We start from the raw sequence: 25848 nt of genomic DNA, 5'->3' as shown, positions 1-25848 counted from the left end.
TCCCATTCCTGACCTGCGTCGAGCATGCTCCCTGGTCGACGCAAATGTCAGGATGTGGATCCTATCCTAGTACAACGTTTGAAAGACGGTTTAATGAAGGTGTTATTAGCTCATAACCTCATTCGAGTTTTTCCGGCGCCACCACCCACACGCTGCAAGGCATCCGGTACAGCAGGTGTTCGACGGTGCTACCGATCAGACGGCCGATGCCGCGATGGGCAACGCGGCCCATGACGATTACGTCAATGTCGTACGCATCGGCGTAGCTGGCCAGTACCTTGGCCGGATCGCCCATGATCATGTGCTGGTTTTCTGCCGGAATATCGTTGCGCTCGGCCAGTTCACGGAAGGCTTCGCCCTGGGCATCGAACAGCGCTTTGGCGGCGCTGGAGGAAAAGAACGCCGAGGCATGATCGAAACCGAATTCGGCGGCGCTGATCGAGGACAGGTCGTGGGCGTAGATCACCTCCAGCTCAGCGTTACATAAACTTGCCAGTTTGCCGGCTTCGGACAGGATCCGGTCGTTCAGCCCCTGGTACTGCCCATCGCGATGGAACGGGTCGACCGCCGCGACAATACGCCGTGGCAGAGCGTGTTGCACATGGCTGACAAAGTGCAGCGGCACCGGGCATTCGCGCAGCAGATGCACATCCAGCGGCGTGAACATCAGGCGTGACAGCAGCGATTCGTGCTCCAGAGCCTTGATCAGCGCCGCCATCGGCTGTTCGCGCAGGTGAATGAGGATTTCCTCCAGTGGACTTTCGACCCAGACCACCTCGGTGGTGACGTGCACCCCGAGTTTGCGCAGCGGCCGGGCCTGATCTTCGAGCCATTGGTGATGGCGCTCGACGTAGCCCAGGCGCATTTGCTCCAGCGCCTGTTCATTGACCAGCCCGGCAGTCGCCAAGCCTTCCAGATAATCGAACGCAACGATGTGCAAGGCCGCGTCAGACGCCTTGGCCAGCGCGGCCGCGCGCTCGAAAGCCGGACTGTTTTTCATCAGCGGCGAAACCACCAGCATGAAACGCGATTGCTCAGACATGACAAATCTCCCGTGGTTGATCGCACACACGACGCGAAAGGCGACGCTGTGTTCGGGCCGTGAGCCTTGAGCCCATCGTGGCGCCGGTGTGGCGGGTGGGATTGATATTTGTCAACGGGACGCGTTGGCAGCGCAACTCATCGGACGCGCGGTGTGTGTTGACGGGAATGTCCCGTTCGCGAGCAGTGCGGTGGGTTGATTCATGGATTGTTTGACCATTATCAACTTCGGCGCCGTGACGACGGCGCAGTCTTGAGGACATCTCAGGCTGCGACGCGCTCAGGGGAATTGATCATGGCCAGCATGAAAGCGGCGATATTCGTCGAAAAGAATCGCATCGTGCTCGAAGACAAACCAATTCCGGAAGTCGGCCCGCTGGATGCGCTGGTTCGAGTGACCACCACGACCATCTGCGGCACCGACGTGCACATCCTGCGTGGCGAATACCCGGTGGCCAAAGGGCTGACCATCGGTCATGAGCCGGTGGGTGTCATCGAACGGCTGGGTTCGCAGGTGCGTGGTTTCGTCGAGGGGCAACGGGTGATCGCCGGGGCCATCACTCCCAGCGGACAAAGTTATGCCTGTCTGTGCGGTTGCGGCTCGCAGGACGGCCCGGACACTCGCCACGGCTTCAAGGCGATTGGCGGCTGGAAGTTCGGCAACACCATCGACGGCTGCCAAGCCGAGTACGTGCTGGTGCCGGACGCGCTGGCCAATCTGTGTCCGATCCCCGACGGCCTCAGCGACGAACAGGTGCTGATGTGCCCGGACATCATGTCCACCGGGTTTTCCGGGGCGGAGCGCGGCGAGATCAATATCGGCGACACCGTGGCGGTGTTTGCCCTCGGGCCGATTGGCCTGTGTGCCGTGGCGGGTGCGCGTCTCAAGGGCGCTACCACGATCATCGGCGTCGATGGTGTGCCGGAGCGCATGAGCGTCGCCCGCCGGCTGGGTGCGACCCATGTGGTCAACTTCAAGGACGGCAACGTGGTCGAGCAGATCATGGCCCTGACCGACGGTCGTGGCGTCGACGTGTCCATCGAAGCGCTGGGTACCCAGGGCACGTTCGAATCGGCATTGCGGGTGCTGCGTCCCGGTGGGCGCTTGTCGAGCCTGGGGGTGTACTCCAGCGACCTGCGCATCCCGCTCGATGCCTTTGCCGCCGGGCTGGGCGATTACAGCATCGTCTCGACCCTGTGCCCCGGTGGCAAGGAGCGCATGCGTCGCTTGATGGCGGTGGTGCAAAGCGGCGCAGTGGACTTGTCGCCGCTGGTGACTCATCGCTTCAAACTCGACGACATCGAGGCGGCGTACGAACTGTTTGCGCATCAGCGCGACGGGGTCATGAAGGTCGCGATCACCCCTTGAACAAGGGCCTTTTTCCGCTTCGACGGAGGCTTTTCGATGAACATTGATATCAGTGCAACAGCGGCGCCGCATGGCTGGATCGTGTCCCTTGACGACTGGCAGGTGAGCTTCGATCACCTCGAAGACGCGCGGGCATTCGTCACTCGGCTCAAGGCCCGCATCGAGGCTCCGCACCCCTGGCCGCGGGCGAGCGAGCGCCAAGGGGCAGGCCAGCCGGCCAGAGAGGCAGACGCCGTCGCCGGCTGAAGCCGTTGGGCTGATGGACGGGGCAGGGCGGATCGACGATGAATGAATCCCTTGGCATCATGCAGGCGGCGGCTGCCCTGGGCATCGGCATGCTCATCGGTCTTGAGCGCGAACGTCACAAGGGCAGCGGCGAGCGTCGAGGCTGCGCAGGTTTGCGCACGTTCGCGATCTGCGCATTGCTGGGCTACGCCGCGATGGTGGTGGGGGCGGCGCTGTTGGTGGGAATTGTCGCGATCGGTTTGACCTTGCTGATCACCGTCGCCTATTGGCGCGGGCGCGATGACGACCCCGGCGTGACCAGCGAAGTGGCGCTGATCATGGTGCTCATATTGGGCGCGCTGTGCACGCGCGCTCCCGAACTGGCGGTCGCGATTGGCGTGGTGGTGGCGGGATTGCTGACGTATCGCGAAAAGCTGCATCACTTCGCGATCACTCAGTTGAGCGAAACCGAAATGCGCGACGGCCTGGTCTTGCTGATTACCGCACTGGTGCTGCTGCCGTTGACGCCGGATCGCTACATCGGGCCGTATGCCGCGCTCAACCTGCGCACCATCTGCACCTTGACGGTGTTGCTGATGCTGGTGGGGGCAGGCGGGCACATCGCCGTTCGTACGCTGGGCATTCGTTACGGCTACGTCATCAGCGCCATCGCCTCCGGCTTCGCTTCCAGCACCCTGACCATCGCGACCATGGGCCACCTGGTCGCCCGGGAACCGAATAATCTGCGGATCCTCAGCGCGGCGGCGCTGCTGTCCAATCTCGCCACCATGGTTCAGACCGGGCTGATTCTCGCCACCGTCGATCCAGCCTTGTTGCGCAGCATGTGGCTGCCGTTAATGTCCGGCAGCGTGGCGGCGTTGATCTACAGCGCGGGTCTGATGTTGCCCCGGCCGACCAAAGGCACTGACGAGACGCTGCCGGCGGGCGGCGCATTCAATCTGAAACTCGCCGTGATCATCGCATTGACCATGACCGCGATCACCCTGGTCTCGTCGGTCATGCTCAGTCAATTCGGCCAGGTGGGCGTGATGCTCACCGCGACCTTCAGCGGATTCGCCGATGCTCACGCGTCAACCGCTTCTATCGCCGGGCTGGCCAAGGCCGGTCTGTTACCGGTGGAAGCGATTGTCGCTCCCGCGCTGATCGCGATCAGCAGCAACTCATTGAGCAAATGCGTGGTGGCCTGGGTCAGCGGAGGCAAGCGTTTCGCTGCGATTGTCATCCCCGGGCAGGTATTGCTGACGCTGGCGATGTGGGCCGGCACCTTGTGGCACTGAAACAGGGGGACGAGGGTTCGATGCAGAGCTGATCAAGATCAATTCGCCAGCAACAGGAACGCGCAATCTGGATATCTGTTCACTCGATCCAGATGGCTGTCGTGCCGAGGTTCCCCATGTCGCAGACCCAACGTTTATTGTTGATTGCTCCCCCCACCATGAGCCACACCCCGGCGTTCGAGCGTGCCGCTGCGTTGGCAGTCGCCATGCAATGGCCGTTGCACATCGTCGCCTTCGATTACATGCAGGCGCTGGCGGTGGCGGGCCTGTTCGCCGCTGAGCAAATCCGTCTGGCCCGCGACGGTTATCTGCGCACGCATCGCCAGTGGCTGGCCGGGCAGGCCACATTGCTCGAACGTCATGGCATCGAGGTCACCAGTGAGGTGGTCTGGGTGCAACACCCGTACGAAGAAGTCCTGCAGTTCGTCAACGAGATGCCGTTGGCGCTGATCATCAAGGATGCGCAGCAGGAGTCGGCATTGAAGCGGGTGTTTTACACCCCGCTGGATTGGCAATTGTTGCGCGATTGCCCGGTGCCGGTGCATCTGGTCACCGATGACGTGCATCCACGGCCACGCAGTGTGCTGGCGATCATCGATGTGTTGCGCAGTGAGGATCAGGATCTGCGCTTCAACGATCAGATTGTCGAAGCCGCCGTGCGCCTGGCCGAGCAGTGTGATGCCCGGCTCGAATTGCTGCATGTCTACGACTGGGCGGCGGTGTATGCCACGGACATGGGCTACGGCGCCTTGCCGCTGGCCACCGGGATCTACGAGTCACTGGGCAGTGCGCAGCACGAGGCCTTTGCCGCCCTGGCCGAACGCCACGGTGTCCCGCCGACCAGCAGGCATTTTGTCGAGGGGGCACCGGTGCCGAGCATTTGCGAGTTTGCTGCGGAACATCACATTGACGTGATCGTGTTGGGCACGGTGCAGCACCACGGGTTGAACAAGTTGTTGGGCACTACCGCCGAACAGATCCTGCATCGTGCGCCTTGCAGTGTGCTGGCGATCAAACCGGGGCATACGCTGCAATCGTGAAAAATCGCCCGGTGGCGAGTCGTTTGCAGACTCGGCACCGGGCGATTTTTTACAGCTGAAGACGGTGTATGACCTGACGGCTGTCGTCAGGATCGTGATGGGTTTCGAAGTTCATGTTCCGCGCCAGTTCACGCATCGCTTCGTTGCTGGCGGAGTCCACCGAATACATCTGGTGAAAACCGTTCTTGCGCGCAGCCTTGATCAGATGCTCCATCAACAGCGTCCCCAGGCCCAAATGTTGCCATTCATTGGCAACGGTGACGGCGCATTCGCATTCATGCTCGCCGGTGGCGGCATAACGACTGATGCCGATTTCGATCAGCTGGCCATTTTCATGCACCAGGGCGATGAACGCCGTGCGCTGCCGGTTATCGGTGTCCATCAGTTGGTCGAGCAGGGCCGTGCCGGGTTCGCTGATCTGCGCCAGAAAGCGCATGTGCCTGGACTCGGGCGACAGGCGCTTGATGAAAGCGTATTCACGCTCGCGGTCCTTTTCCGCCAACGGACGGATCAACACATGACGCCCATCCTTGACGGCCTCAATCCAGTATTGCCCGGAGACTGCGGCGTAGGCGGCCACGGCCCGATCGTTGTGATCTTTGACAGTAAGCATGGGGTAATCCTCCATCCGGTTGGAAAGGCTGGCGCGCGAAGGCGCACCGTTCTTTCACTCCTTTTCTACGCGGTTACCGGTGGCTGGATCTGATCTGGATCAGACGCACGCGATGGTGTCGCCAATTGAGGTGTTCGGGCAGGGGGGGAGTTGGCTCAGCGCGGCGAGCGGTGGCAGCCGGCAACCAATTGCTTGAGGCCGTCCATGTTCTGGATCCGCACGTCGCGGCCGCTGATTTCCACCAGCTCCTGATCCCGCAGGTGGGCGATACCCCGGCAGATGGTTTCCAGGCGCAGCCCCAGGTAGGAGCCGATTTCCTCACGGCGCATTTTCAGTACGAAATCCTTTGCCGAGTAACCGCGCAGGCTCAAGCGTTGCGACAGGTTGAGCAGAAACGCCGCCAGCCGCTCATCCGAGTTCATGTTGCCCATCAGCATCAGCATGCTGTGGTCGCGCACGATTTCCCGGCTCAGCAACCGGTTGAGGTTGTGCTGCAGCGACGGCAGGCTTTGCGCGAGCTTTTCCAGCTGTGCAAAGTGGATCGGGCAGACCTCGCTGTCCTCCAGGGCAAAGGCGTTGCAGGCATGCTCGTCGGCGCTGATGGCGTCCAGCCCGAGCATTTCGCCGGGGATGTGAAAACCGGTGACCTGCTCACGGCCATCCACCGACAGCATGCTGGTCTTGAACGAGCCAATTCGCACGGCATACAACGAGCGCAGCGGATCGCCGGTGCGGTACAGCGCGGCACCCTTTTTGACCTTGACCCGTTGCACGATCAGCGTATCCAGCCGCGCGACTTCCGCACCGTTCATGCCGATCGGCAGACACAACTCCAGCACGCTGCAGTTGGAGCAGGCAGTCTTGAAGTGCTGCGCCTGGAGAACAGGTGCTTCTGACATGGGGGAAATCACGCTGGCGGGGGTGGGTTAAGCATAGGTGTTACCCACCCGGACACCGATCTCATTCATGTCCCGGCAGCGCCAAGCGACGAACGGACACACTCTGCGGCGCGGGCTGCCGCAGTTCGGCGATTGCTTGATAAAAATCAGAGAACTCAAGGGGCGGCGCCGGATACTGGCCGAGCAAGTCGTCGATACCCGATCGACAGGGATGTCAGGCTGGCCCTCGCGCCAGTACCGCACTGCCAGGACGAGGTTCGTATGCTCAGAATCGAACGAATGTTATTGATTGCCCCCAGCGAAATGACCCGCACCCCGGCTTTCGATCGTGCGGTTGCCCTGGCCCAGGCAACCGGTGCGGCGCTGCACATGGTGGGGTTCGATTCCGTGCCGGCGCTGGCGGTGGCCGGTCTGTTTGACCTTGAAGCGATGGCCCAGGCGCGCGAGGGCTATTTGCTGATGCACCGGCACTGGCTGGAGCAACAGGCGCGGTTCCTGGCGGGCAGCGGCGTGCGGGTCAGCAGCGAAGTGGTCTGGGCCAAGGCCACGCCGACGCACATGCTGGATTACATCAACGACTATCGGGCCGATCTGGTGATCAAGGATACCCATCATGTGCCGGCGCTGAATCGGGCATTCCATCGACCGCTGGACTGGCTGTTGCTGCGCAACTGTCCGGCCCCGGTGCATCTGGTCACCGAAGCCCGTCATCCACTGCCGCTGAACATTCTCGCCGCCGTCGATCTGTCGCATCTGGAGGATCTGACCCAAGGCCTTAACCAGCGCATTCTCGAACTGGCCGCAACGCTGGCAAACGCCTGTGGCGCGGCCCTGCATGTGCTCAATGTCAGCCACTGGTCGGTGCTGGGCGATGCGGCGATGAGCGTGCCGACTCCGAGTCTGGATCACAGCTTGTGCGAGGCGATCAACGACACCCAGCAAGAGGCTTTTGAGGCTCTGGCCGAGCGTTACGCCATCGAGAGGCAACGTCGACACCAGGTGACCGGGATACCACACAAGATGATCGAGCAGTTCGCCCGCCAGAACGCGTTCGACATGCTGGTGCTCGGTACCGCCTACCCGCAAGGCCGCAACGGCTATATCGGCGCAACCGTCGAGAGCGTCCTGAACCGGGCGCCATGCAGTTTGATGATCGCCAAACCAATTCTCCAGCCGCATTGAGTCGGAGGCTGGCAAGCCTGTGTTGTGTCGCCAGGATTGTCCGTTATGAGTTGACAGTGAAACGCTTTTCAACCGATTTATCGGTTCCGGTTGTGTCAGTAATCTGTGCCCATGTTCAACGCAACGCCAACTACCTCAACCTAGAAAAGGGATTCAAACATGAGCACTGCAACCTACAACCGCCTGAACAAAGACGACGCCGTAGTCCTGCTGGTCGACCACCAGACCGGTCTGATTTCTCTGGTTCAGGACTTCTCGCCGAACGAGTTCAAGAACAACGTCCTGGCGCTGGCCGACCTGGCGAAATTCTTCAACCTGCCGACCATCCTCACCACCAGTTTCGAACAAGGCCCCAACGGCCCGCTGGTCCCGGAGCTGAAGGAAATGTTCCCGGACGCGCCGTACATCGCCCGTCCAGGCCAGATCAACGCCTGGGACAACGAAGACTTCGTCAAGGCGATCAAGGCCACCGGTCGCAAGCAGATCATCATCGCCGGTGTCGTGACCGACGTCTGCGTCGCTTTCCCGACCCTGTCGGCACTGGCCGAAGGCTTCGATGTCTTCGTCGTCACCGACGCCTCCGGCACCTTCAACACCACCGTCCAGCAAGCCGCGTGGAGCCGCATGACCCAGGCCGGCGCACAAATGATGAACTGGTTCTCGGTCGCCTGTGAGCTGCACCGCGACTGGCGCAACGACATCGAAGGGTTGGGCAATCTGCTGTCGCAGCGGATTCCGAACTACCGGAACCTGATGAACAGTTACTCGGCGTTGACCGCGCAGCAGAAGTGACTGCGGTGTTGTGACCGTGAAAGCCTGCCCTGAAAAGCTAATGCTGTTCACTTAAGCCCGACATTGTGACTGTGGCGAGGGAGCTTGCTCCCGCTGGGTCGCGAAGCGGCCCCAAAAGAGGGGCTGCTACGCAGCCCAGCGGGAGCAAGCTCCCTCGCCACGGGTTTCAATTGAACGCAGAATTTCTTAAGTGAGCAGCATTAGCCCTGAAAAGCAGGCTTTTTTTCCGTTGTCAGCCTGCAGGCGCGCGGCCCAACTCAAACGTGATGAGGATTCGCAGGGAGGGAGGGAGGGAGGGCTTTACAACTGATGCTCACTCAATGGGCTTTTTCTTGGCGAGATAGGCGAGAGCGTCGTCAATACTGGCTTCAAATGAGAGGTGCTCGGACTCTTAGTCTTCAGTGGGATCTTTGAGTTTGAGCGAGTTTTGAAGATAGCCTTCAGTCTCAAAATCGCCGAGGGGGTCGAAACTCATGCGCTGAGTTGCTTTTTGCAACGCCTTTTTTCCTGCAGGTAGCGGCCTTGCAGGGCCATGATTTCTGTCTTGCTCAGAACGCCTTTTCTTTTCAGGTTGACGAACAGTTGCTCAACACCATCCAGTTCCACGACATCGCCGGCCAGGCGCGTAATGGTCACCGCCATGCAACTGAGGTTGTCACCGTCGGCGGTAACCTTGTGGGCTTTGGCGAGCACGCGAACTTCAGTCGCGACGCTCTCAGTGGCTGATCTGGTCATTTGGAACCCCTCGTTTTCTCTCTCGGAACATAGCAAGGCGTCGTTTCCGGGAGCATGCCAGCTAATGTTCGGCGACCTGAGAAGGTACGTACAGAAAGCAGGCTTTATTCGTTTGCGCCGCTGCATTGACGCACGTTACCCGGCGCGATGAAGTGAGCGCTGGCTTCTGCGGTTTTTTGATCAGACTCAGCTGGGTTTTCCGTGGCGTTTGCGGCTAATCTGCGCACTCGCTGACGACAACAAGACAAAAACAGGAGTCACTGATGCAACCGATCCGTCTCGGTCTGGTGGGCTACGGCAAGATTGCCCAGGATCAACATGTTCCGGCGATCAAGGCCGATCCCGGATTTCGTCTGGTGGCGGTCGCCACGCAAGGTAAACCCTGTGCCGGGGTGGAGAACTTTCACTCGTTGAGCGAGTTGCTGGAACACGGCCCCGAGGTGGATGCGATTGCGTTTTGTACGCCGCCGCAAGGTCGATTCGCGCTGGTACAGCAGGCGCTGGCCGCCGGCAAACATGTGTTGGTGGAAAAACCGCCGTGCGCCACGCTGGGCGAGGCGCTGGCCCTGGTCAGTCAGGCGCAGCAACAGGGTGTCAGTGCGTTGTTCGCCTGGCATTCGCGCTACGCCCCCGGCATTGAAGCGGCCCGCGACTGGCTCGCCAGCCGCACGCTGCAAAGCGTGCAGATCGACTGGAAGGAAGACGTGCGCAAATGGCATCCCGGTCAGACGTGGATCTGGCAACCCGGTGGTCTGGGCGTTTTCGATCCGGGCATCAATGCTTTGTCGATCGTCACCTATTTGCTGACGCAGCCCCTGTTTGTGAAGTCCGCCGAACTGCGCGTACCGGACAACTGCCAGTCGCCGATTGCCGCGTCGATCAAGATGTCCGATGTGCACAGGCTCGACGTGCAGGCCGAGTTCGATTTCGACCACGGTCACGACGAACTCTGGAGCATCGAGATTCGCTGCGCCGAAGGAGTGCTGCGCCTGGACAACGGCGGGGCGCTGCTGAGCATCGACGGCGTGCGCCAAGCGGTGTCGGAGGAGGGCGAGTACACGGCGGTGTATCGACACTTCCGGCAACTGATTGGCGATCGGGCCAGCGACGTGGATTTGCAGCCACTGCGGCTGGTGGCTGACAGCTTCTTTGTCGGCAGCCGGGTGGCAGTCGAACCGTTTTATGATCCGGCACGTTGATCAGTTGAGGCGGGATAGCTGTTGCGCGATGACTGCAAACCTGAGCGTCAGGCCTAAGCTAATGCAAAAAGGGTATTTGTTCGTGGTTTTTAAGATCGTTTAGTTTTGTCTCACGACGAATCAAACGCATCAAACCGATAGACCCCCGATTGCCATGACGGCACACGCTGAATCGATCAAAGGCTCTTCAGGTTTGGTTCACACGGGAGTGAATCATGCCGCATACCCTGGATATCACCGCGCTGCCGACGCTGGATCTTTCGTTGTTCGAAGGCACCGCGCAACAGCGTTATGAATTTCTTGAAAACCTGCGTCACGCCGCGCGTGACGTCGGCTTTTTCTATCTCACCGGCCATGGCATCGACAGCGACCTGCTCAAGCAGGTGCAGAATCATGCCCGGCAGTTCTTCGCCTTGTCCGAACAGGAAAAGACCGCCGTCGGCATGATCAATTCGCCGCATTTTCGCGGTTACAACCGTGCTGCTTCCGAGATCACCCGCGGTCAACCCGACTGGCGTGAGCAGTTCGATCTCGGGGCCGAGCGCGAAGCGTTGCCGCTGGACGCGGGCAGTCCGTTGTGGGCGCGCTTGCAGGGCCCCAACCAATGGCCGGCGGCACTGCCAGAGCTCAAACCGCTATTGCTCGAATGGCAACAGGCGATGACGCGCATGTCGTTGCGCCTGCTGCGCGCCTTCGCCCAGGCTCTGTCGCTGCGGGCGGACGCGTTCGATCAGTTGTACGGCGACAAGCCCAACGAACACATCAAGTTGATGCGCTATCCAGGCCAGGCCGCCAGCGCGAGTCAGCAGGGCGTCGGCGCGCACAAGGATTCCGGGTTCCTGAGCTTTCTGCTGCAAGACCAGCAGGCCGGGTTGCAAGTGGAAGTCGAGGAGGGGCGCTGGATCGATGCGCTGCCCCGCGACAACACGCTGGTGGTGAACATCGGCGAACTGCTGGAGCTGGCCACCAACGGTTATCTGCGCGCCACGGTGCATCGGGTGATATCGCCGCCGGAAGGCAGCGAACGCTTGTCCATCGCCTTCTTCCTCGGCGCGCAACTTGATGCCGTGGTGCCGCTGTATCCGTTGCCCACCGGGCTGCTGCGCGAAGCGCGTGGCCCGGCGAGTGATCCGCTCAATCCGCTGTTTCGCGATGTCGGCTGGAACTACCTCAAGGGCCGGTTGCGTTCGCACCCCGACGTCGCCCGGCGCTTCTATGCCGACGCGCTGATTCCCGCCGTACCGGCTCGTAAAACCGCCAACGCCTGATTCATCACTCGCTCAAGGACTCCGCTCATGTTGAAAAAAGCAGGTTTGACCCTGGCCGTGCTCGGCGCGCTGGTGACTTCGTTCGGCGCTCAGGCGCTCGAGCCGTTGCGGGTGGCTGCCGACCCGGTGCCCCACGCGCAGATTCTCGCGTACATCCAGAAAATCGATCCGCAACTCAAGCTCAAGGTCATCGAGATTCCCAACGGCGTGAACTCCAACGAGCTGTTGGTGCATGGCGATGTCGATGCCAATTACTTCCAGCATCTGCCGTACCTGAAATCCCAGGAACAAGCGCTGGGGCAGACACTCGCGGTGGCCGCTACGGTGCATATCGAGCCGTTGGGCATCTATTCGCGCCGACACAAAAGCTTCGCCGATGTGCCGGAAAAAGGCACGGTGGCGGTTCCCAACAACGTCACCAACCTGAGCCGTGCGCTGTACCTGTTGCAGGACAACGGGTTGATCAAACTCAAGCCCGGCTTCAAGGATCCGGCAGCCGATCAGGCCACACCCAAGGACATCGCCGAGAACCCGAAACAGCTGAAGATCCTTGAAATCGAATCGCCGCAAATCCCTCGGGCGCTGGACGATGTCGACCTTGCGGTGATCAACGGCAACTACGCGCTGGAAGCCGGACTGGTGCCGGCCCAGGATGCGCTGGGGCTGGAGAAGGCCGAGCACAATCCGTACGCCAACATTCTGGTGACCACGCCGAAGCTGCAGAACGATCCGCGCATCGCGCAACTGGCCAAAGACCTGACCTCGCCGCAAGTGGCGAAGTACATCACCGATAACTTCAAGGGTTCGGTGATTCCGGTGGAGGAAGCCAAGCCATGATCGTCGTCGAGCAGTTGAGCAAGTCCTACCCTTCGGCGCCGGCACCGGCACTGGATCAGGTGACGCTGAGTATTCCCGACGGCGCGATCTACGGCGTCCTCGGGCGGAGCGGGGCAGGCAAGTCGACCCTGTTGCGCTGTCTCAATCTGCTCGAACGCCCCGACAGCGGGCAAATTCTCATCGACGGCGTGGACCTGCTGACCTTGACGCCCAGCGACCTGCGTCGCCAGCGGCAGCGCATCGGCATGATTTTCCAGGGTTTCAATCTGCTGCATTCGCGCACCGTCTTCGACAACATCGCCGTGCCGCTGGAAATCGCCAACGTTGGCAAACCGTGGCGTCATGTGCGGGTGCGCGAGCTGCTGGAACTGGTCGGTTTGACGGACAAGGCGCAAGCCTTTCCCTCGCAGTTGTCCGGCGGGCAAAAACAGCGGGTGGGGATTGCCCGCGCCCTGGCCGCCGAGCCGGCGTATCTGCTGTCGGACGAAGCCACCAGTGCGCTGGACCCGGAAACCACCGCATCAATTCTTGACCTGCTGCGCGATATCAACCGGCAACTGGGCGTGACCATTGTGCTGATCACCCATGAGCTGGACGTGGTCAAGTCGATCTGCGATCACGCGGCGTACATGGCTGACGGGCGCCTGGTCGAGTCCGGCCCGGTGCCGCGTTTGCTCGCTGATCCGCAATCGAGTCTCGGCACTTCGTTGCGTCCGACCTGCGGTCTGCCGCTGGGCCACGACATCCCCGGGCTCAGCTTCCTCAAGCAATACGGCGTGCGGGCGGCCCACTCATGAACCGCACGATCAATTGGGATGAAATCCTGCAACTGCTGTTCAACGCCACTGGCGAAACCTTGTACATGGTCTTGCTCGCCGGGCTGTTCACGCTGCTGATCGGCTTGCCGCTCGGGGTGTTGCTGTTTGTCAGTCGGCGCGACGGACTGTGGCCGCTGCCTCGGCTCAATGCCGCGTTGGGTTCGCTGGTCAATCTGGGGCGCTCGCTGCCGTTTGTGGTGATGTTGATTGCACTGATTCCGCTGACCCGTCTGCTGGTTGGTACGACGCTGGGCAGCACCGCTGCGGTGGTGCCGATCACCATTGGCGCGTTTCCGTTTTTTGCGCGAATCGTCGAGAACGCGCTGGATGAAGTCGACAAGGGCCGGATCGAAGCGATCCTCGCCATGGGCGGCGATATCCGTCATGTGATTTTCAAAGTGCTGTTGCCCGAAGCGCTGCCGGCACTACTGGCGGGGATCACCCTGACGCTGGTGATGCTCATCGGTTTTTCTTCCATGGCCGGGGTGATTGGCGGTGGCGGCCTCGGCGATCTGGCGATCCGTTATGGCTATCAGCGTTTCAACAATGAAGTGATGGTCGCCACCGTGGTGGTGCTGGTCATTCTGGTGCAGGGCGTGCAGAGCCTGGGCGACCGGCTGGTGCGCTCGCTGGCCCATCGGCGTTAAGGAATCTTATGAGTGTCGTCGTGGCCCGCGCGCCGCTGATTCAGGTGCGTGAACTGAGCAAGACCTTCGGCTCGAACCGCGCACTGGATCGCGTCAGCCTGCAGATTCATCCCGCCGAAGTGATGGCGTTACTCGGTGCCAACGGTGCCGGCAAATCGACGCTGGTGAAAATTCTCGCCGGCAGCCAGTGCGCCGATAGCGGCGAGATTTACATCGACGGCCAGCCCCGGCAATTCAGTTCGCCGCTGTCGGCTCGTCGGGTCGGGATTGTCGCGGTGCATCAGCAGATCAACGAGGGCATTGCGCCCGGATTGAGCGTGGCGGAAAACCTGCTGCTCGATGAGTTGTGCAAGCCCGACGCGGACTTCTGGCTCAATCGCCAACGCTTGCTGGAACGCGCCGCGAGTATCGCCGCCGGGCTGGGTCTGGTGTTGCCGCTGGAGCAGCCGATTGAACACCTGGGCCAGGCCGAACGGCAGTTGGTGGTGCTGGCGCGGGCGTTTGCCTTGCAGCCGCGCCTGCTGATTCTCGATGAGCCGACCGCCGCCTTGTCGGATGCCGAGGCGCAACGGCTGTTCGGCCTGATCGACACCCTGCGCAGCCGTGGCGTGGCAATTCTGTACATCTCCCATCGCTTGTCCGATCTGCAAAGGGTGGCTGATCGCGCCATTGTCCTGCGCGATGGGCGACTGGCCGGGGAATTCAGTGCGCGGCAGTTGCCGGAAGCGGTGCACGCCATGCTCGGGCAGGCGCTGGACGGGCATGTCTACACGCCCGGCAGCGTGGGGCAAAAGGTATTGGGTGCGCGAGGTTTGCAGATTTTGCCACGCTCCAGGCGTTTCGATTTCAACCTGCACCAAGGCGAAGTGGTGGTGCTGACCGGGCTGCTCGGCGCCGGCAAAAGCGAGATTGCCGAAGTGCTGTTCGGCTTGCGCAAAGCGGTGGCCGGCAGCCTGCAACTGGATGGCGTGGACTGGCTGCCGGGTTCGCCAAGGGCGGCGATTCGCAGCGGCGTGTTTCTCGCAGCGGAGGATCGCGCCAGTCAGTCGCTGGTGCCGGATTTCTCCCTGCGCCGCACCCTGACGTTGCCGTTTCTGCAGCGTTTCACCCGTGCCGGTTTCATTCGCAACCGCGCCGAAGCCGCAGCAGTCGAGGCGCAAGTCGCGGCGCTGGGGATCAAGACCGCCGGCATCGAGGTGCCGATGAGCGCGCTGTCCGGCGGCAATCAACAGAAAGTTGTGCTTGGCCGCTGGCTGCTCGGGGACGGACGGGTGTTGATCCTCGACGAGCCGTTTCAGGGCGTCGACGTGCGCGCCCGTCGCGAGATCGGCCAGTTGCTGCGCGACAGTGCCGGCGGCCGCGCGACCCTGGTGATCTGCGCCGATGTCGATGAAGCCCTGGAAATCGCCGACCGCATTCTGTTGGTGCGCGATCACGCGGTGGTCGTCGAATACCCGCGTGCCGGTCTTGAGCGCGCGACCCTGGTCGCCGCGCTGGCCGGCAGCGACGCTAGCGAAAATCCCTTTCATGCCACGCCAAGGAGCAGAGCGAGTGCCTGATTCGAGTTCATTGTTGTCGTCCGCTACGCCACCCGCCGAGCGCCTGCTGCAAGCGCTGATCCGCTACGGCCTGTTGTGGCTGCTGGCGCTGATCGTGGTGTTTTTCAGCGTCGCCGAGCCGGCGTTTTGGCGCGTCGGCAATCTGTTCAGCATCTTGCAGTCGGTGTCGATTGTCGCGCTGCTGGCCCTCGGAGTGACCCTGACCATGGCCGTCGGCGGACTTGATCTGTCGATTGGGGCGGTGGCGGCGATGAGCCTGATGATCGCCAGTTACGTGATGGTGGTGCTCGGCTGGGGCGCGGTGCCGGCGGTGCTGATCAGTCTGGCCGGTGGCGCACTGGTCGGGCTGCTCAATGGCTGGCTGATCGTCAAGCTGCGGGTGCCGGACATTCTCGCGACGCTGGGCAGCATGTTTCTGGTGATCGGCGTGCAACTGATTCCCACGGGCGGACGCTCGATTGCGGTGGGCATGACCTTGCCCAGTGGCGTGGAAACCGAAGGAACCTTCAGTGCGGCGTTTCTTGCCCTCGGCCGCGGCCGCTTGTGGGAGGTGGTGCCGGTTCCGGTGTTGATCACCGCGCTGGTGGCGCTGGCGGTGTGGCTGTTTCTCGAGCACACGCGCATCGGCCGATTGTTCTATGCGATCGGCGGCAACGAGCAGGCGGCGCGACTGGCAGGCGCGCCGGTAAAGCGCTTCAAGTTGCTCGCTTACGTGCTGTCGGCATTGCTCGCTTCGCTTGGCGGATTGCTGTTGGCGGCGCGCCTGGGCCGGGGTGATGTCAGCTCCGGCAATGGTCTGGTGCTGGATGCTCTCGGTGCGGCGCTGATCGGTTTTGCCGTGCTCGGGGCGAAGAAGCCCAATGCCTTCGGCACGTTGGTCGGCGCACTGTTGGTGGCGTCGCTGCTCAACGGTCTGACCATGCTCAACGCGCCGTACTACGCGCAGGATTTCGTCAAGGGACTGGTGCTGGTGCTGGCCCTGATGTTCACCTTCGGCCTCGCGCATCGGGCGCGCTGAGCCGGTTCATTTGTCGCTGCAAGGAAGATGTATGCACGGTTCAATCAAGCAGTTCGCATGCCATTGCCTCGCCGGCGCGGTGCTCTCGGCATTGGCTTTGAGTGCTCAGGCCAAGGCATTGCCAGGTGCTCCGGCGCCGTTCGATAAAGGTCAGGTGCAGATCGCGCTGGTCGGCTATCTGTTTTCCGGGGACTTTCCCGAGGCGTATCTGCGCGGCGTGGAGAAACAGACCGAGGCGCTGGGGGCCAATCTGCGGGTGTTCGATGCGCGGCAGCAGGCGGCGAGTCAGGGCGAGATGATTGATCAGGCGATCGACCTCGGCGTCGACGGGATCATCGTGCAGCTGGGCCTGGCGGAAACCCTCAAGGGACCGATTGACCGGGCGATCGCCAAAGGCATCAAGGTGGTGGCGTTCGACGTTGACCTGAATAGTCCACAAGTGACCCAAGTCGAGCAGGATCACCATGCACTGGCGCGCCTGGCGCTGGATCAGGCGGTGAAGGACAACGGCACGCGGTTCGATGCCGGTTACGTGTACATCAGCGGCTTCACGCCGATGGAGCGCCGCGACGAGATCTGGAGTCAGGTGAAACAGGCCAATCCGGGCATCATCGAAAAGGCGCGTTTCGGCACGCTCAATCCGCCGATTGCCAACTCGGTGGCGGATCAGGCCAGCGCGGTGTTGCGCGCCAATCCGGATATCAGCGTGATCTTCGCGCCATTCGACGAGTTTGCCAAAGGCGCGAAGATCGCCGTCGACGAGGCCGGTCTGGGGCGCAAGGTGAAGATCTACAGCGCCGACATCTCCACCGCCGACATTCAGATCATGAAAGAACCTGACAGCGCCTGGGCGGCGACCGCCGCGGTCAATCCGCAAGTGGCGGGGGCGATCAGCGTGCGCAGTCTGGCGATGTTGATTGCCGGCGAAAATCCGGGACATCAGGTGTTGGTGCCACCGACCCTGATCACACGCCAACAGTTGCTCGATCTGGACGTGAAAAACATCCGCGACCTGGCGCAGAAACTTCCGGCCTTCGGTGATACCGCCAACGTGGCGCGGGCTGAGTGGATTCCTGTGGCGAACTGAATGCAGCCGTTATCACCGGGTGAGGCGCTGTATGCGCGGCAGGCATCCTGACGCGCTTGGGAGTGAATATGCACAACAAAGCCATGCGCTTGCGCAACAGCCGCGCACCCAAGGCTGACCCGGCGTTCGGTCAGCGTTTGCCGCCGGGGCAGGTGTTGACGGAGCGCTTCCCGATCCTCCACGAAGGCACGGTGCCGGAGTATGAATTGGCAACCTGGTCACTGCGCCTGTTCGGCAAGGTCGGGCGTGTCGTCGAGTTGAGTTTTGCCGACCTGCAAAGGTTGCCGCAGCGCGAGTTGCAATGTGACATTCATTGCGTGACACGCTGGTCGAAGTTCGACACGCAGTGGAGCGGGGTGCATCTGCAGGATCTGCTGGGCGAATTCGGGATCCAGCCCGCTTCACGTTTTGTCATGGCCCACGCCGATCACGATTACCAGACCAACCTGTTGCTGGACGACCTGCTGCACCCGGACAGCCTGCTCGCCACCCATTACGCCGGCCAACCCTTGACCGCCCGGCACGGCTGGCCGCTGCGGCTGGTGATCGCCGGGCGCTACTTCTGGAAGAGCGCCAAATGGTTGCGCAGTCTGGAGTTTGTCGACGAAGAACAACCCGGTTTCTGGGAGCGCAACGGCTTTCACCTGCACGCCGATCCGTTTGCGGAGCAACGCTTTAGTGCACAGGCCCTGGACATTGCCGAGGATGCCTGGCTGGAAAAGGAATTCGACTAAGGTTTTGCGCTTGTTTGCAGTCAAGGTATCGAGTGACTGATCGATCGCCTTCGCGAGCAGGCTCGCTCCCACATTGGAACTGTGGTGGATGATAAGTCTGCGTTCACCCCGCTCAACCTGTAGGAGTGAGCCTGCTCGCGATGGGGCCAGGACATTCAACTTCTTCAGTGGCTGATACACCGCTATCGCGAGCAGGCTCACTCCTACAAAAGATCTTTGGCTGATCTTGAATTAGTGGGTGTTAGTTAGGGTTTAAGTGTTTGTCCAGCAACACTTGTGTTGCTCTAAAAACAAATAATCGGCCCGATCTAACCTAAGTGTTATTGGTTCTTTTACGGCAAACCTCCGTCCGTCTAGCATCGATGTTCAAGGGGAAATAACTAACGTTGGGGATCCTGCGCTTCACTCACGAATCACGATAAACAGCCTTCACCACCTTCCTGCTTTCTAAAACTACAGCAGACATTGCCGTGCATTGATTGCCGACTCCTTATTGTCGGCAACGGCCGGGTATTAGCTGCGATAAAGGAGCTGTCCCATGTATCAACGTTCCCGTTCATTACTGGCCATCGCAGTTGTCGGTGCGATCTGGCAACTTCCGGCGCAAGCCGAAGACACTTCCACCCGCGTTGACGATGACACACGGCTGGGTACCGTGCTGGTCACCGGCACCCGTGGCACTGCGCGCACGGTGCTCGATTCTCCAGTGCCGGTGGACGTGTTGACCGCCGCCGATCTCAAGTCCACCGGCGCGGCCGACGGTGAGCTGGGCCAGGCGCTGCAAACCTTGCTGCCATCGTTCAGCATGCCGCGTCAGTCCAACTCCGGTGGTGCCGACCATGTGCGCGCCGCACAGCTGCGCGGCATGAGCCCGGATCAGGTGCTGGTGCTGGTCAACGGCAAGCGCCGTCACACTTCAGCGGTGGTCAACGACTCGTCGAAAATCGGTCGCGGTACGGCGCCGGTGGACTTCAACTCGATCCCCATCAGCGCGATCAAACACATCGAAGTGCTGCGCGACGGTGCCGGGGCGCAGTACGGTTCCGACGCGATTGCCGGGGTGATCAACATCATCCTCGACGACGCGCCCGAGGGCGGCGAAGTGTCCACCAGCTATGGCGCGTTTCACACCCATCAGGACGCCATCGGCAGAACCACCACCGACGGCCAGAACAGCGTGACCACCGCCAAGATCGGCACGCGCCTGGGCGAAGAGGGCGGGTTCATTCGCGGTGGCACCGAATACAAAAACCGTAACCCGACCAACCGCGCCGGTTTCGATGGCTTTGCCGATACCCCCGAGCAGCGCAACTACGTGATGGGCGACGGCCTGGCGCGGGACGTCAACCTGTGGTTCAACAGCGAACTGCCGCTGGCCGGTGGCAAGGCCTACAGCTTCGGCACCTACAACCAGCGCCACACCACCGGCGCCGAATTCTATCGCTACCCCTACGAGCAACCGCAGTTCTACCCCAACGGCTACCTGCCGCAGTCGCTGGGCGACAACAAGGACATTTCCGCCACCGCCGGCTTCAAGGGCATGATCGGCGAAGACTGGGATTTTGACAGCAGCGTCACCCATGGCCGCAACCGCTTTGACGGCTCCACCCGCCGCACCCTTAACGTCAGCCTCGGCGCGGACTCGCCGACGAAATTCGACACCGGCGATTACGAGCTGCGCCAGACCACCACCAACCTCGATTTCAGCCGCGAACTGCGCCTCGGCGGACGCTCGTTCGTGCTGGCGCTGGGCGGTGAATACCGCTACGAAAACTACCTGACCTACGCCGGTGACGAGGCCTCCTACATCGGCTCCGGCGCTGACGGCGCCAACGGCCTGCGCCCCAGCGAAGAATCGGATCTGGACCGCAACGTGTTTGCTACCTACGCCGAGTTGTCGGGCGATCTCACCGAGCGTTTCTTCGTCGACGCTGCCACGCGTTGGGAACATTACGACGATGCCGGCAGCAAACTCACCGGCAAGCTCAGCGGTCGCTACAAACTGACCGAGCAGTGGGCGTTGCGCGGTGCGGTGTCGAACAACTTCCGCGCGCCGTCGCTGGCGCAGAGCGGTTTCCAGAACACCACCAGCAACTTCGGCGAAGGCGGCACGCTCACCGATATTCGCGTGCTCTCGGTCAACGACCCGATCGCCCGCGCGTTGGGGGCCGAGAAGCTCGATCCGGAAACCTCGAAGAACTTCAGCCTCGGTCTGACCTTCCAGCTCAACGAACGCTTCGACGCCTCGCTCGATGTATTCCGCATCGACGTCAAGGACCGCATCACCCTGTCGCAGCGCATCGGCAGCGACGCTATGGAGCAATACATCAACGACAACTTCGGCGTGGCCGGGGTGCATGACGTCAACTTCTTCACCAACGCCGCCGACACCAGCACCCACGGCGCCGAACTGGTGCTCAACTACCATCAGCCACTGTATGAAGGGCAACTGGGCCTGACTACCGCGTACACCTACAACCACACCAAAGTCACCAGCACTAAAGGCACACCCTCGCAACTGACGGCGCTGGGTATCGGTAACGATGCACTGGTTGGCGTTGAAGAAACCAACACCCTGACCGACGCCGCGCCCAAGGATCGTTTCGTGCTTTCCGCCAACTGGGCCAGCGAACACTGGGGCCTGCTCGGGCGTCTGACCCGGCAGGGCGAGACCACTCGCGTGTTCGATTTCGGCGACTCGCAACCGGAGCAGACCTACGGCGCGGTGTGGCAACTGGACGCCGAGGTGACCTACAAATTCACCCCGAAATTCAGCGTCGCCCTGGGCGGCAATAACCTCACCGACAACTACCCGGAGCGCTCCGGCTCGACGATCAATTACGGCGGCAACCTGCCGTATGACGTGCTGTCGCCGATCGGCACCAACGGCGCTTACTACTACGCCAGCGCCACTTACGGCTTCTGAGCCGATTCGCCATGGATGGCGGATCTTCTGCGGGACTCTGCATGAATCACTCTAATGGCCCCAAGCGTCACCTGCCGGTGCTGCAGGCGTTGCTGATCACGCTGGGCATGGTGATCACCACCGACATCCTCAAGACCGCACCGATCGTAGCGCTGAACGTCGGGCCGGAATATTTCTACTGGGTCTGGGTGCTCGGCGGTCTCGCGTCTATGAGCGGGGCCTTGTGCTTTGCCGAAATGGCCACAGCATTTCCGCACCCGGGCGGCGACTATCACTTTCTGCGCACGGCCTATGGCGAGCGCATGGGTTTCCTGTTCGCCTGGTCACGTTTTTCGGTGATGCACACCGGCTGGATCGCCTTGTCTGCGTTCATGTTTGCCGATTACGTCAATGCCGTGGTGCCGCTCGGTCGGTACGGCTCGGGGCTGTTTGCTGGCGGAGTCATCGCTGCGCTGGTGCTGCTCAATCTCACTGGCAAGCACATCGGTTTCATCACTCAGACCTTGCTGGTGGGCTTGTTGGCGCAGGGCTTTCTGAGTATCGCCAGCGCCGGGGTGTGGCTGGCGTGGCAGGGGATTGAAGCAGCGCCAGCGAGCGTTTCGGTTGTGCCGGAAAACACCGGTATGGCCGGGTTTTCCGCAGCGATGATTTTCGTGTTTCTGGCGTTCGGCGGCTGGAGCGATGCGGCGACCTTGTCGGCGGAAGTGCGCGATGGTCGACGCGGAATATTCATCGCCATGCTCGGTGCACTGACGCTGCTGATGGCGATTTATCTGGCGCTGAACTGGGCGTTTGTGCGAGGCCTGGGATTCGACGGACTGGCGGCGAGCAACGCACCGGCGGTGGAACTGTTGAACCGTGCATTCGGTGCGCCGGGAGTGCTGCTGATTCTGCTGATGGTCGGCATCGCGGCCATCGCCAGCATCAACTCGACCTTGCTGGTTGGCGCCCGCACCACCTATGCCGCCGCCCGCGACGTGCCGCAATTGCGTCGTTTCGGCGAGTGGCACGAACGCGACGGCGTGCCGCGCAAGGCCTTGCTGGCGGAGGGCGCGGTGGCATTGTTGCTGGTGCTGTTCGGCAGTTTCACCCAGAGCGGCTTCAACACCATGGTCGAGTACCTGACCCCGGTGTACTGGTTGTTTCTGAGCTTCAGCAGCCTGGCGCTGATCATTCTGCGGCAGCGTTTTCCCGATGTGCCGAGGCCGGTGAGGGTGCCGTGGTATCCGCTGGTGCCGCTGCTGTTTTTCGGGCTGTGCCTGTACATGCTCTATTCGAGCGTGACGGTGGTGGGGTGGGGCGCGTTTCTGGGGATTGGCGTGTTACTGGTGGGCGCGCTGCTGCTGGCGGGATTGAGCCGCCTGGCGTCGACGCCTCGGCAAGCTCTCGCGCATACCAGCGATTAGAACGATACGTCGGCCGGTTGCGACAGGCGCAGCACCGACAAGTCCCCGGTAATGCGCTTGTAAGCCAGCCGGATCGCCTCTATGTTGCCGGCGTTCTGCGGATTGTTCTCGTGCAGGATCACGATCACCTTGGTGCTCAGCCGCTCCGGCTCCTTCGCCCCATGATCACGCCACTGCCCATAGGCATCGAACACGGTGAAACCGTCGGGAAACCGCGACGTCACTTCCTTGTCGAGAAACGCGCGCCAGCGCGCCGGGTTGACGGCGCCTTCCTTGCCATCCACCGTGCCCACCGAGAAGTACAGCTCGGTGCGAATCCACTGCGCCTGCGCTGGACGTGTGGCATCGCCTTGCAGGGTCGAACTGGCAGGGTCTTTGGTGTGCACCGAAACAGCAGGAGGACTGGCGCACCCGGCGACAGCGACAAACAGTGCAGCGAGTAACAGGCGTCTTTGCATGGAATATCCCTTGTTATGAGTTAAGTGCAGACGCGCAATTATAAGGGCCGAGGTTAATAGCGATAAAAGATTAAAAAATGTTCTTTGTTTGAATTATGGAATAAGAAGTTAATCTGGCCGGCTCCCACAATATCGACTGCGAACAAAAGTTCGATGACCGACACGAACACGGTGGGAGCGGTGACACTCTCGCTTTACTGGCGCTTCACTCCGCCAAATCGATCTTGTACTGACCATAACCCCCGTTGCTCCCGGCGTCGACCTGAACAAACAATCCGTAGGTTTGCAGGTAGGCGTATGTGGCGCTGTCTTGTCCCCTGTCTTTACGTGCACAGGTGATGACTTTGGCGCTGCCGCTCAACGATGGATAAAACTCACTGGCAGGATTCTGCGATTCCACTTGGCATTCAAACCTGGAGTCCACCAGCTCAGGCGCTTTATTGTGTCGGGGGAAGGACTGTTGCACCGTATAGGCCAGGTGGGTGCCGACCGGCATGTGCGTCCAGTCACCTTCGAATCTGAGATCGGTGATGGCGTTTTTTCTCACCCTGATTCCGTGATGGTCGTTGCTGTAGTCGACGCTGACCAACTCAGTCAGCCCACGAAAACTTACTTTGACCAATTGGCGCGTTTTGCCATCGTAGCGCTCCATCAATTGCTTGCCGGGCTCGTAGGGCAGATAACGAATGTCACGCCCAGGATTGCGTCGCATGTCCCTGAGAATCGACATTTCCAACTGTTCTGCGATTTTTTGTTCACGTGCCTCATTAAAACTTTTGTAGGAAAGGCGCAGATGCTCGATGCTCTTTTCCGGCGCTGGCAGTTTCAACGCCTCGATGGATTTCACAACAGAAGCGGGTAGCTCCGGATCTGGCAACACAAAGTCAGTTTGCGCTCGCCCCGAGAAAACCTTGTATTGATCCAATGCCTGCCGAGTACCGCAAGCCAGCGTCAGCAACTGACGCTCATCGGCGTCCGGTTTTTGCAAAGCGGCAGGTTGCAGGACCATCGCGCCGCCGATCACGTGGTAGGTCTTGTCCAGGTAGAAGGTGCTCAGAGACGTCAATCGTTGCTGAGCACAATCAGCGCTCCAGCGTTGCCGTACTTGCGAGTACAGGCCATTGTCCCGTGGCGTCAGCCCCTCGGCTGCAGGAACCCGGGCCGACCAGAACAACATCTGGCCGTCCTTTTGCATCAGGCTGGCGCGGTCAAACAACTGCCAGTCCTGCTGCTCCGATCCCGCAATAACACGCCATTGAGGTACGGGCGTCTGGGCGCACACCTGCTTGAATTGGGCGCTCTGCAAAAATAGATTTTTCTCTGCGGCGGGCATTTGTCTGCCCTCTGCCGTTTCACTTTTTCGATCAACCGCGAACTGCAGCATTCCGCCAGTGGTCATGTGAGCCATTTGTGCATCGGGCAAATGACAGTCAGCCTCAAAGCGCACGAGATGGCGGATGTTGCGGCCGTCGAGTTCCATCACCGCATAAGTGACGTAATCACCCTCACGCACGATGGAATCTGCTTGCGGCCGAAGGGCCAGGGCGGCTGTGAGTTCTTCCCGGCCCATCGCGTCAAGGTCGGCCGCGGTCTGTTTCTTCGGAGGGCTTTGGCAGCCGCCAAGCGTCAAGGCGAGGGTGAGCAACGACAAATAACTGAAACGCCGAATCAAAGCATCCATGCGGGGGACACGCCATCAGGAAAAAAGTGATGGCATATTAACATGGCGCTCAGCGCCCCTCATGCTGCTTGCGATAAGCCCCCGGTTGCACCCCCACCGACTTGGCGAACGCCCGGGTAAACGCGGCGATCGACTGATAGCCCACCGCCGCGCATACCTGTTCCACCGTGTGATTGGCCCGCAGCAACTGGCAGGCATGCCGAATGCGCAAAGCCAGCAGCACTTGCCCCGGCGATTGCCCGGCCAGTTCGTTGAAGCGTTTGAAAAACGCCGAGCGCGACAGGCCGATACTCGCCGCCATGCTCTCTAGCGACCACGGCAATTGCGGTTGTTCGATCAACTGGTCCAGCAACGGCGCGAACTGCGGATTGCGCGCCAAAGCCACGAGGCCGCCGAGGCGCTGGTTGTCGGTCATCTGTTGGCGCAACACGTACAGGAACAGCAGATGACTCAAGCGCTCGAGCAGCGCCGAGGAGGGCGCCGGCAGGCGTTCGCACTCTTGCAGGATCAACTCGAACAAGGCTCGCGCCGCGCTGGAAGACGGATCGCCCGCGCGCAGGATGATCCAGTCCGGCAGGCCTTCGACGATCAGCGATGACAATCCCGATTTGAAATGAAAGAACCCGCAGACCAGCCCGACACCGTCCTGCGCCTGGCTGTCGAGCGCGGTCATGGCCATGCGCGGCAGCGTCTGGGCGAGGGCCGGCTCTTCGGCGCTGGAGAGGCGGTACTCCAGATCCCGCAGCAGAAACACCGCATCTCCGGCTTTCAACGCTATCGACTGTTCCTGCCCGTCAATGTGCAGCCAGCAACGCCCCTGCACGATCAAGTGAAAACTGGCGCGCGCCAGCCCGTGCGTACTCGCATGCCAGCCACCGCAATAGCGCCCGACGTGAAACAGGCTGGCATCGAGTTCGAGACTTTCTAATAACCAATCAACCAGGGGGCTGGACGAAATCATCTAATGGAAACACTCAGGAGCAAGTAATCGCTACTTTAGAATATGGATCGAAATT

At 61.1% G+C, this 25848-nt stretch carries 24 protein-coding genes and 1 pseudogene; 17 read left to right on the top strand and 8 right to left on the bottom strand.

Annotated elements, in window-relative coordinates:
* Window positions 1-118 precede the first annotated feature (118 nt).
* Complete coding sequence (locus BW33_RS14850; protein WP_047599785.1) at window positions 119-1042, bottom strand: universal stress protein; 924 nt, start codon at window positions 1040-1042, stop codon at window positions 119-121.
* A 294-nt stretch (window positions 1043-1336) separates the two neighbouring features.
* Here BW33_RS14850 and BW33_RS14845 point away from each other — a divergent pair, with 294 nt between their 5' ends.
* The 4 genes from BW33_RS14845 (at window position 1337) to BW33_RS14830 (ending at window position 4973) form a co-directional block, all read left to right on the top strand.
* Window positions 1337-2410, top strand: a complete 1074-nt coding sequence (locus tag BW33_RS14845; protein WP_047599784.1) for an NAD(P)-dependent alcohol dehydrogenase — start codon at window positions 1337-1339, stop codon at window positions 2408-2410.
* Between the two features lie 36 nt (window positions 2411-2446).
* Window positions 2447-2656 (top strand): hypothetical protein, encoded by a 210-nt coding sequence (locus BW33_RS14840; RefSeq protein WP_047599783.1) that lies wholly within the window; start codon window positions 2447-2449, stop codon window positions 2654-2656.
* Window positions 2657-2694: 38 nt separating this feature from the next.
* Window positions 2695-3933, top strand: coding sequence for an MgtC/SapB family protein (locus tag BW33_RS14835; RefSeq protein ID WP_047599782.1), 1239 nt, complete (start codon window positions 2695-2697; stop codon window positions 3931-3933).
* Window positions 3934-4049: 116 nt separating this feature from the next.
* On the top strand, window positions 4050-4973 hold the full coding sequence (locus BW33_RS14830) for a universal stress protein (protein WP_047599781.1): 924 nt from the start codon (window positions 4050-4052) through the stop codon (window positions 4971-4973).
* 49 nt (window positions 4974-5022) lie between these two features.
* On the opposite strand, the gene BW33_RS14825 is transcribed toward BW33_RS14830, so the two are convergent.
* On the bottom strand, window positions 5023-5586 hold the full coding sequence (locus BW33_RS14825; protein ID WP_047599780.1) for a GNAT family N-acetyltransferase: 564 nt from the start codon (window positions 5584-5586) through the stop codon (window positions 5023-5025).
* A 155-nt stretch (window positions 5587-5741) separates the two neighbouring features.
* Window positions 5742-6485, bottom strand: a complete 744-nt coding sequence (fnr, locus tag BW33_RS14820) for a fumarate/nitrate reduction transcriptional regulator Fnr (protein WP_047599779.1) — start codon at window positions 6483-6485, stop codon at window positions 5742-5744.
* 261 nt (window positions 6486-6746) lie between these two features.
* Here fnr and BW33_RS14815 point away from each other — a divergent pair, with 261 nt between their 5' ends.
* Window positions 6747-7667 (top strand): universal stress protein, encoded by a 921-nt coding sequence (locus tag BW33_RS14815; RefSeq protein ID WP_047599778.1) that lies wholly within the window; start codon window positions 6747-6749, stop codon window positions 7665-7667.
* 159 nt (window positions 7668-7826) lie between these two features.
* Window positions 7827-8459 carry an isochorismate family cysteine hydrolase YcaC gene (gene ycaC, locus BW33_RS14810; RefSeq protein WP_007966399.1) on the top strand — a complete coding sequence of 211 codons (633 nt, stop codon included), beginning with the start codon at window positions 7827-7829 and terminating at the stop codon, window positions 8457-8459.
* Window positions 8460-8775: 316 nt separating this feature from the next.
* On the opposite strand, the pseudogene BW33_RS30225 reads toward ycaC, so the two are convergent.
* Window positions 8776-8934: pseudogene (locus BW33_RS30225) on the bottom strand (cell filamentation protein Fic); the annotation flags it as partial.
* The gene (locus tag BW33_RS14805; protein ID WP_047599777.1) at window positions 8931-9194 is read right to left on the bottom strand and encodes a hypothetical protein; all 264 of its coding nucleotides are present in this window, start codon (window positions 9192-9194) and stop codon (window positions 8931-8933) included. The pseudogene BW33_RS30225 and the gene BW33_RS14805, both read right to left, overlap by 4 nt.
* A 263-nt stretch (window positions 9195-9457) precedes the next feature.
* Here BW33_RS14805 and BW33_RS14800 point away from each other — a divergent pair, with 263 nt between their 5' ends.
* The 11 genes from BW33_RS14800 (at window position 9458) to BW33_RS14750 (ending at window position 22693) form a co-directional block, all read left to right on the top strand.
* On the top strand, window positions 9458-10393 hold the full coding sequence (locus tag BW33_RS14800; RefSeq protein ID WP_047599776.1) for a Gfo/Idh/MocA family protein: 936 nt from the start codon (window positions 9458-9460) through the stop codon (window positions 10391-10393).
* 215 nt (window positions 10394-10608) lie between these two features.
* Window positions 10609-11661 (top strand): isopenicillin N synthase family dioxygenase, encoded by a 1053-nt coding sequence (locus tag BW33_RS14795; RefSeq protein WP_047599775.1) that lies wholly within the window; start codon window positions 10609-10611, stop codon window positions 11659-11661.
* Window positions 11662-11688: 27 nt separating this feature from the next.
* Window positions 11689-12498, top strand: a complete 810-nt coding sequence (locus tag BW33_RS14790; RefSeq protein WP_047599774.1) for a MetQ/NlpA family ABC transporter substrate-binding protein — start codon at window positions 11689-11691, stop codon at window positions 12496-12498.
* Window positions 12495-13295, top strand: coding sequence for a methionine ABC transporter ATP-binding protein (locus BW33_RS14785; protein WP_152546128.1), 801 nt, complete (start codon window positions 12495-12497; stop codon window positions 13293-13295). The genes BW33_RS14790 and BW33_RS14785 overlap by 4 nt, the downstream gene beginning before the upstream one ends.
* Window positions 13292-13963, top strand: coding sequence for a methionine ABC transporter permease (locus BW33_RS29380; RefSeq protein ID WP_047599773.1), 672 nt, complete (start codon window positions 13292-13294; stop codon window positions 13961-13963). The genes BW33_RS14785 and BW33_RS29380 overlap by 4 nt, the downstream gene beginning before the upstream one ends.
* 8 nt (window positions 13964-13971) lie before the next feature.
* Window positions 13972-15522, top strand: coding sequence for a sugar ABC transporter ATP-binding protein (locus tag BW33_RS14775; protein ID WP_047599772.1), 1551 nt, complete (start codon window positions 13972-13974; stop codon window positions 15520-15522).
* A complete protein-coding gene (locus tag BW33_RS14770) occupies window positions 15515-16540 on the top strand; it encodes an ABC transporter permease (RefSeq protein ID WP_047599771.1) in 1026 nt (341 codons plus the stop codon). Before BW33_RS14775 ends, BW33_RS14770 begins: the two co-directional genes overlap by 8 nt.
* Before the next feature lie 31 nt (window positions 16541-16571).
* Window positions 16572-17627, top strand: a complete 1056-nt coding sequence (locus BW33_RS14765; protein ID WP_047599770.1) for a substrate-binding domain-containing protein — start codon at window positions 16572-16574, stop codon at window positions 17625-17627.
* Between the two features lie 68 nt (window positions 17628-17695).
* Window positions 17696-18361 carry a molybdopterin-dependent oxidoreductase gene (locus BW33_RS14760; RefSeq protein WP_047599769.1) on the top strand — a complete coding sequence of 222 codons (666 nt, stop codon included), beginning with the start codon at window positions 17696-17698 and terminating at the stop codon, window positions 18359-18361.
* A gap of 538 nt (window positions 18362-18899) precedes the next feature.
* The gene (locus tag BW33_RS14755; RefSeq protein WP_047599768.1) at window positions 18900-21287 is read left to right on the top strand and encodes a TonB-dependent receptor plug domain-containing protein; all 2388 of its coding nucleotides are present in this window, start codon (window positions 18900-18902) and stop codon (window positions 21285-21287) included.
* 41 nt (window positions 21288-21328) lie between these two features.
* Complete coding sequence (locus BW33_RS14750) at window positions 21329-22693, top strand: APC family permease (protein WP_047599767.1); 1365 nt, start codon at window positions 21329-21331, stop codon at window positions 22691-22693.
* Here BW33_RS14750 and BW33_RS14745 read toward each other — a convergent pair.
* From BW33_RS14745 to BW33_RS14735, 3 genes are all read right to left on the bottom strand, one after another.
* Window positions 22690-23151, bottom strand: a complete 462-nt coding sequence (locus BW33_RS14745) for a DUF3574 domain-containing protein (RefSeq protein ID WP_047599766.1) — start codon at window positions 23149-23151, stop codon at window positions 22690-22692. The genes BW33_RS14750 and BW33_RS14745 overlap by 4 nt on opposite strands.
* Window positions 23152-23356: 205 nt before the next feature.
* On the bottom strand, window positions 23357-24832 hold the full coding sequence (locus tag BW33_RS14740) for a hypothetical protein (RefSeq protein WP_047599765.1): 1476 nt from the start codon (window positions 24830-24832) through the stop codon (window positions 23357-23359).
* A 49-nt stretch (window positions 24833-24881) separates the two neighbouring features.
* Window positions 24882-25793, bottom strand: coding sequence for an AraC family transcriptional regulator (locus tag BW33_RS14735; protein ID WP_047599764.1), 912 nt, complete (start codon window positions 25791-25793; stop codon window positions 24882-24884).
* Window positions 25794-25848 lie beyond the last annotated feature (55 nt).

This window comes from Pseudomonas sp. RIT288, from assembly GCF_000631985.1.
Taxonomy (GTDB): domain Bacteria; phylum Pseudomonadota; class Gammaproteobacteria; order Pseudomonadales; family Pseudomonadaceae; genus Aquipseudomonas.
The sequence above is the reverse complement of the archived record's forward strand: the minus strand, read 5'-3'. Positions and strand labels throughout refer to the sequence as shown.

Bases quoted from the DNA above. Each gene is read 5' to 3' on its own strand.
- BW33_RS14830 (WP_047599781.1), top strand. From the start codon at position 4,050: ATGTCGCAGACCCAACGTTTATTGTTGATTGCTCCCCCCACCATGAGC.
- BW33_RS14740 (WP_047599765.1), bottom strand. From the start codon at position 24,832: ATGGATGCTTTGATTCGGCGTTTCAGTTATTTGTCGTTGCTCACCCTC.
- ycaC (WP_007966399.1), top strand. From the start codon at position 7,827: ATGAGCACTGCAACCTACAACCGCCTGAACAAAGACGACGCCGTAGTC.
- BW33_RS14845 (WP_047599784.1), top strand. From the start codon at position 1,337: ATGGCCAGCATGAAAGCGGCGATATTCGTCGAAAAGAATCGCATCGTG.
- BW33_RS14825 (WP_047599780.1), bottom strand. From the start codon at position 5,586: ATGCTTACTGTCAAAGATCACAACGATCGGGCCGTGGCCGCCTACGCC.
- fnr (WP_047599779.1), bottom strand. From the start codon at position 6,485: ATGTCAGAAGCACCTGTTCTCCAGGCGCAGCACTTCAAGACTGCCTGC.
- BW33_RS14835 (WP_047599782.1), top strand. From the start codon at position 2,695: ATGAATGAATCCCTTGGCATCATGCAGGCGGCGGCTGCCCTGGGCATC.
- BW33_RS14755 (WP_047599768.1), top strand. From the start codon at position 18,900: ATGTATCAACGTTCCCGTTCATTACTGGCCATCGCAGTTGTCGGTGCG.
- BW33_RS14790 (WP_047599774.1), top strand. From the start codon at position 11,689: ATGTTGAAAAAAGCAGGTTTGACCCTGGCCGTGCTCGGCGCGCTGGTG.
- BW33_RS14760 (WP_047599769.1), top strand. From the start codon at position 17,696: ATGCACAACAAAGCCATGCGCTTGCGCAACAGCCGCGCACCCAAGGCT.
- BW33_RS14815 (WP_047599778.1), top strand. From the start codon at position 6,747: ATGCTCAGAATCGAACGAATGTTATTGATTGCCCCCAGCGAAATGACC.
- BW33_RS14735 (WP_047599764.1), bottom strand. From the start codon at position 25,793: ATGATTTCGTCCAGCCCCCTGGTTGATTGGTTATTAGAAAGTCTCGAA.
- BW33_RS14840 (WP_047599783.1), top strand. From the start codon at position 2,447: ATGAACATTGATATCAGTGCAACAGCGGCGCCGCATGGCTGGATCGTG.
- BW33_RS29380 (WP_047599773.1), top strand. From the start codon at position 13,292: ATGAACCGCACGATCAATTGGGATGAAATCCTGCAACTGCTGTTCAAC.
- BW33_RS14805 (WP_047599777.1), bottom strand. From the start codon at position 9,194: ATGACCAGATCAGCCACTGAGAGCGTCGCGACTGAAGTTCGCGTGCTC.
- BW33_RS14765 (WP_047599770.1), top strand. From the start codon at position 16,572: ATGCACGGTTCAATCAAGCAGTTCGCATGCCATTGCCTCGCCGGCGCG.
- BW33_RS14785 (WP_152546128.1), top strand. From the start codon at position 12,495: ATGATCGTCGTCGAGCAGTTGAGCAAGTCCTACCCTTCGGCGCCGGCA.
- BW33_RS14795 (WP_047599775.1), top strand. From the start codon at position 10,609: ATGCCGCATACCCTGGATATCACCGCGCTGCCGACGCTGGATCTTTCG.
- BW33_RS14745 (WP_047599766.1), bottom strand. From the start codon at position 23,151: ATGCAAAGACGCCTGTTACTCGCTGCACTGTTTGTCGCTGTCGCCGGG.
- BW33_RS14800 (WP_047599776.1), top strand. From the start codon at position 9,458: ATGCAACCGATCCGTCTCGGTCTGGTGGGCTACGGCAAGATTGCCCAG.
- BW33_RS14750 (WP_047599767.1), top strand. From the start codon at position 21,329: ATGAATCACTCTAATGGCCCCAAGCGTCACCTGCCGGTGCTGCAGGCG.
- BW33_RS14850 (WP_047599785.1), bottom strand. From the start codon at position 1,042: ATGTCTGAGCAATCGCGTTTCATGCTGGTGGTTTCGCCGCTGATGAAA.
- BW33_RS14775 (WP_047599772.1), top strand. From the start codon at position 13,972: ATGAGTGTCGTCGTGGCCCGCGCGCCGCTGATTCAGGTGCGTGAACTG.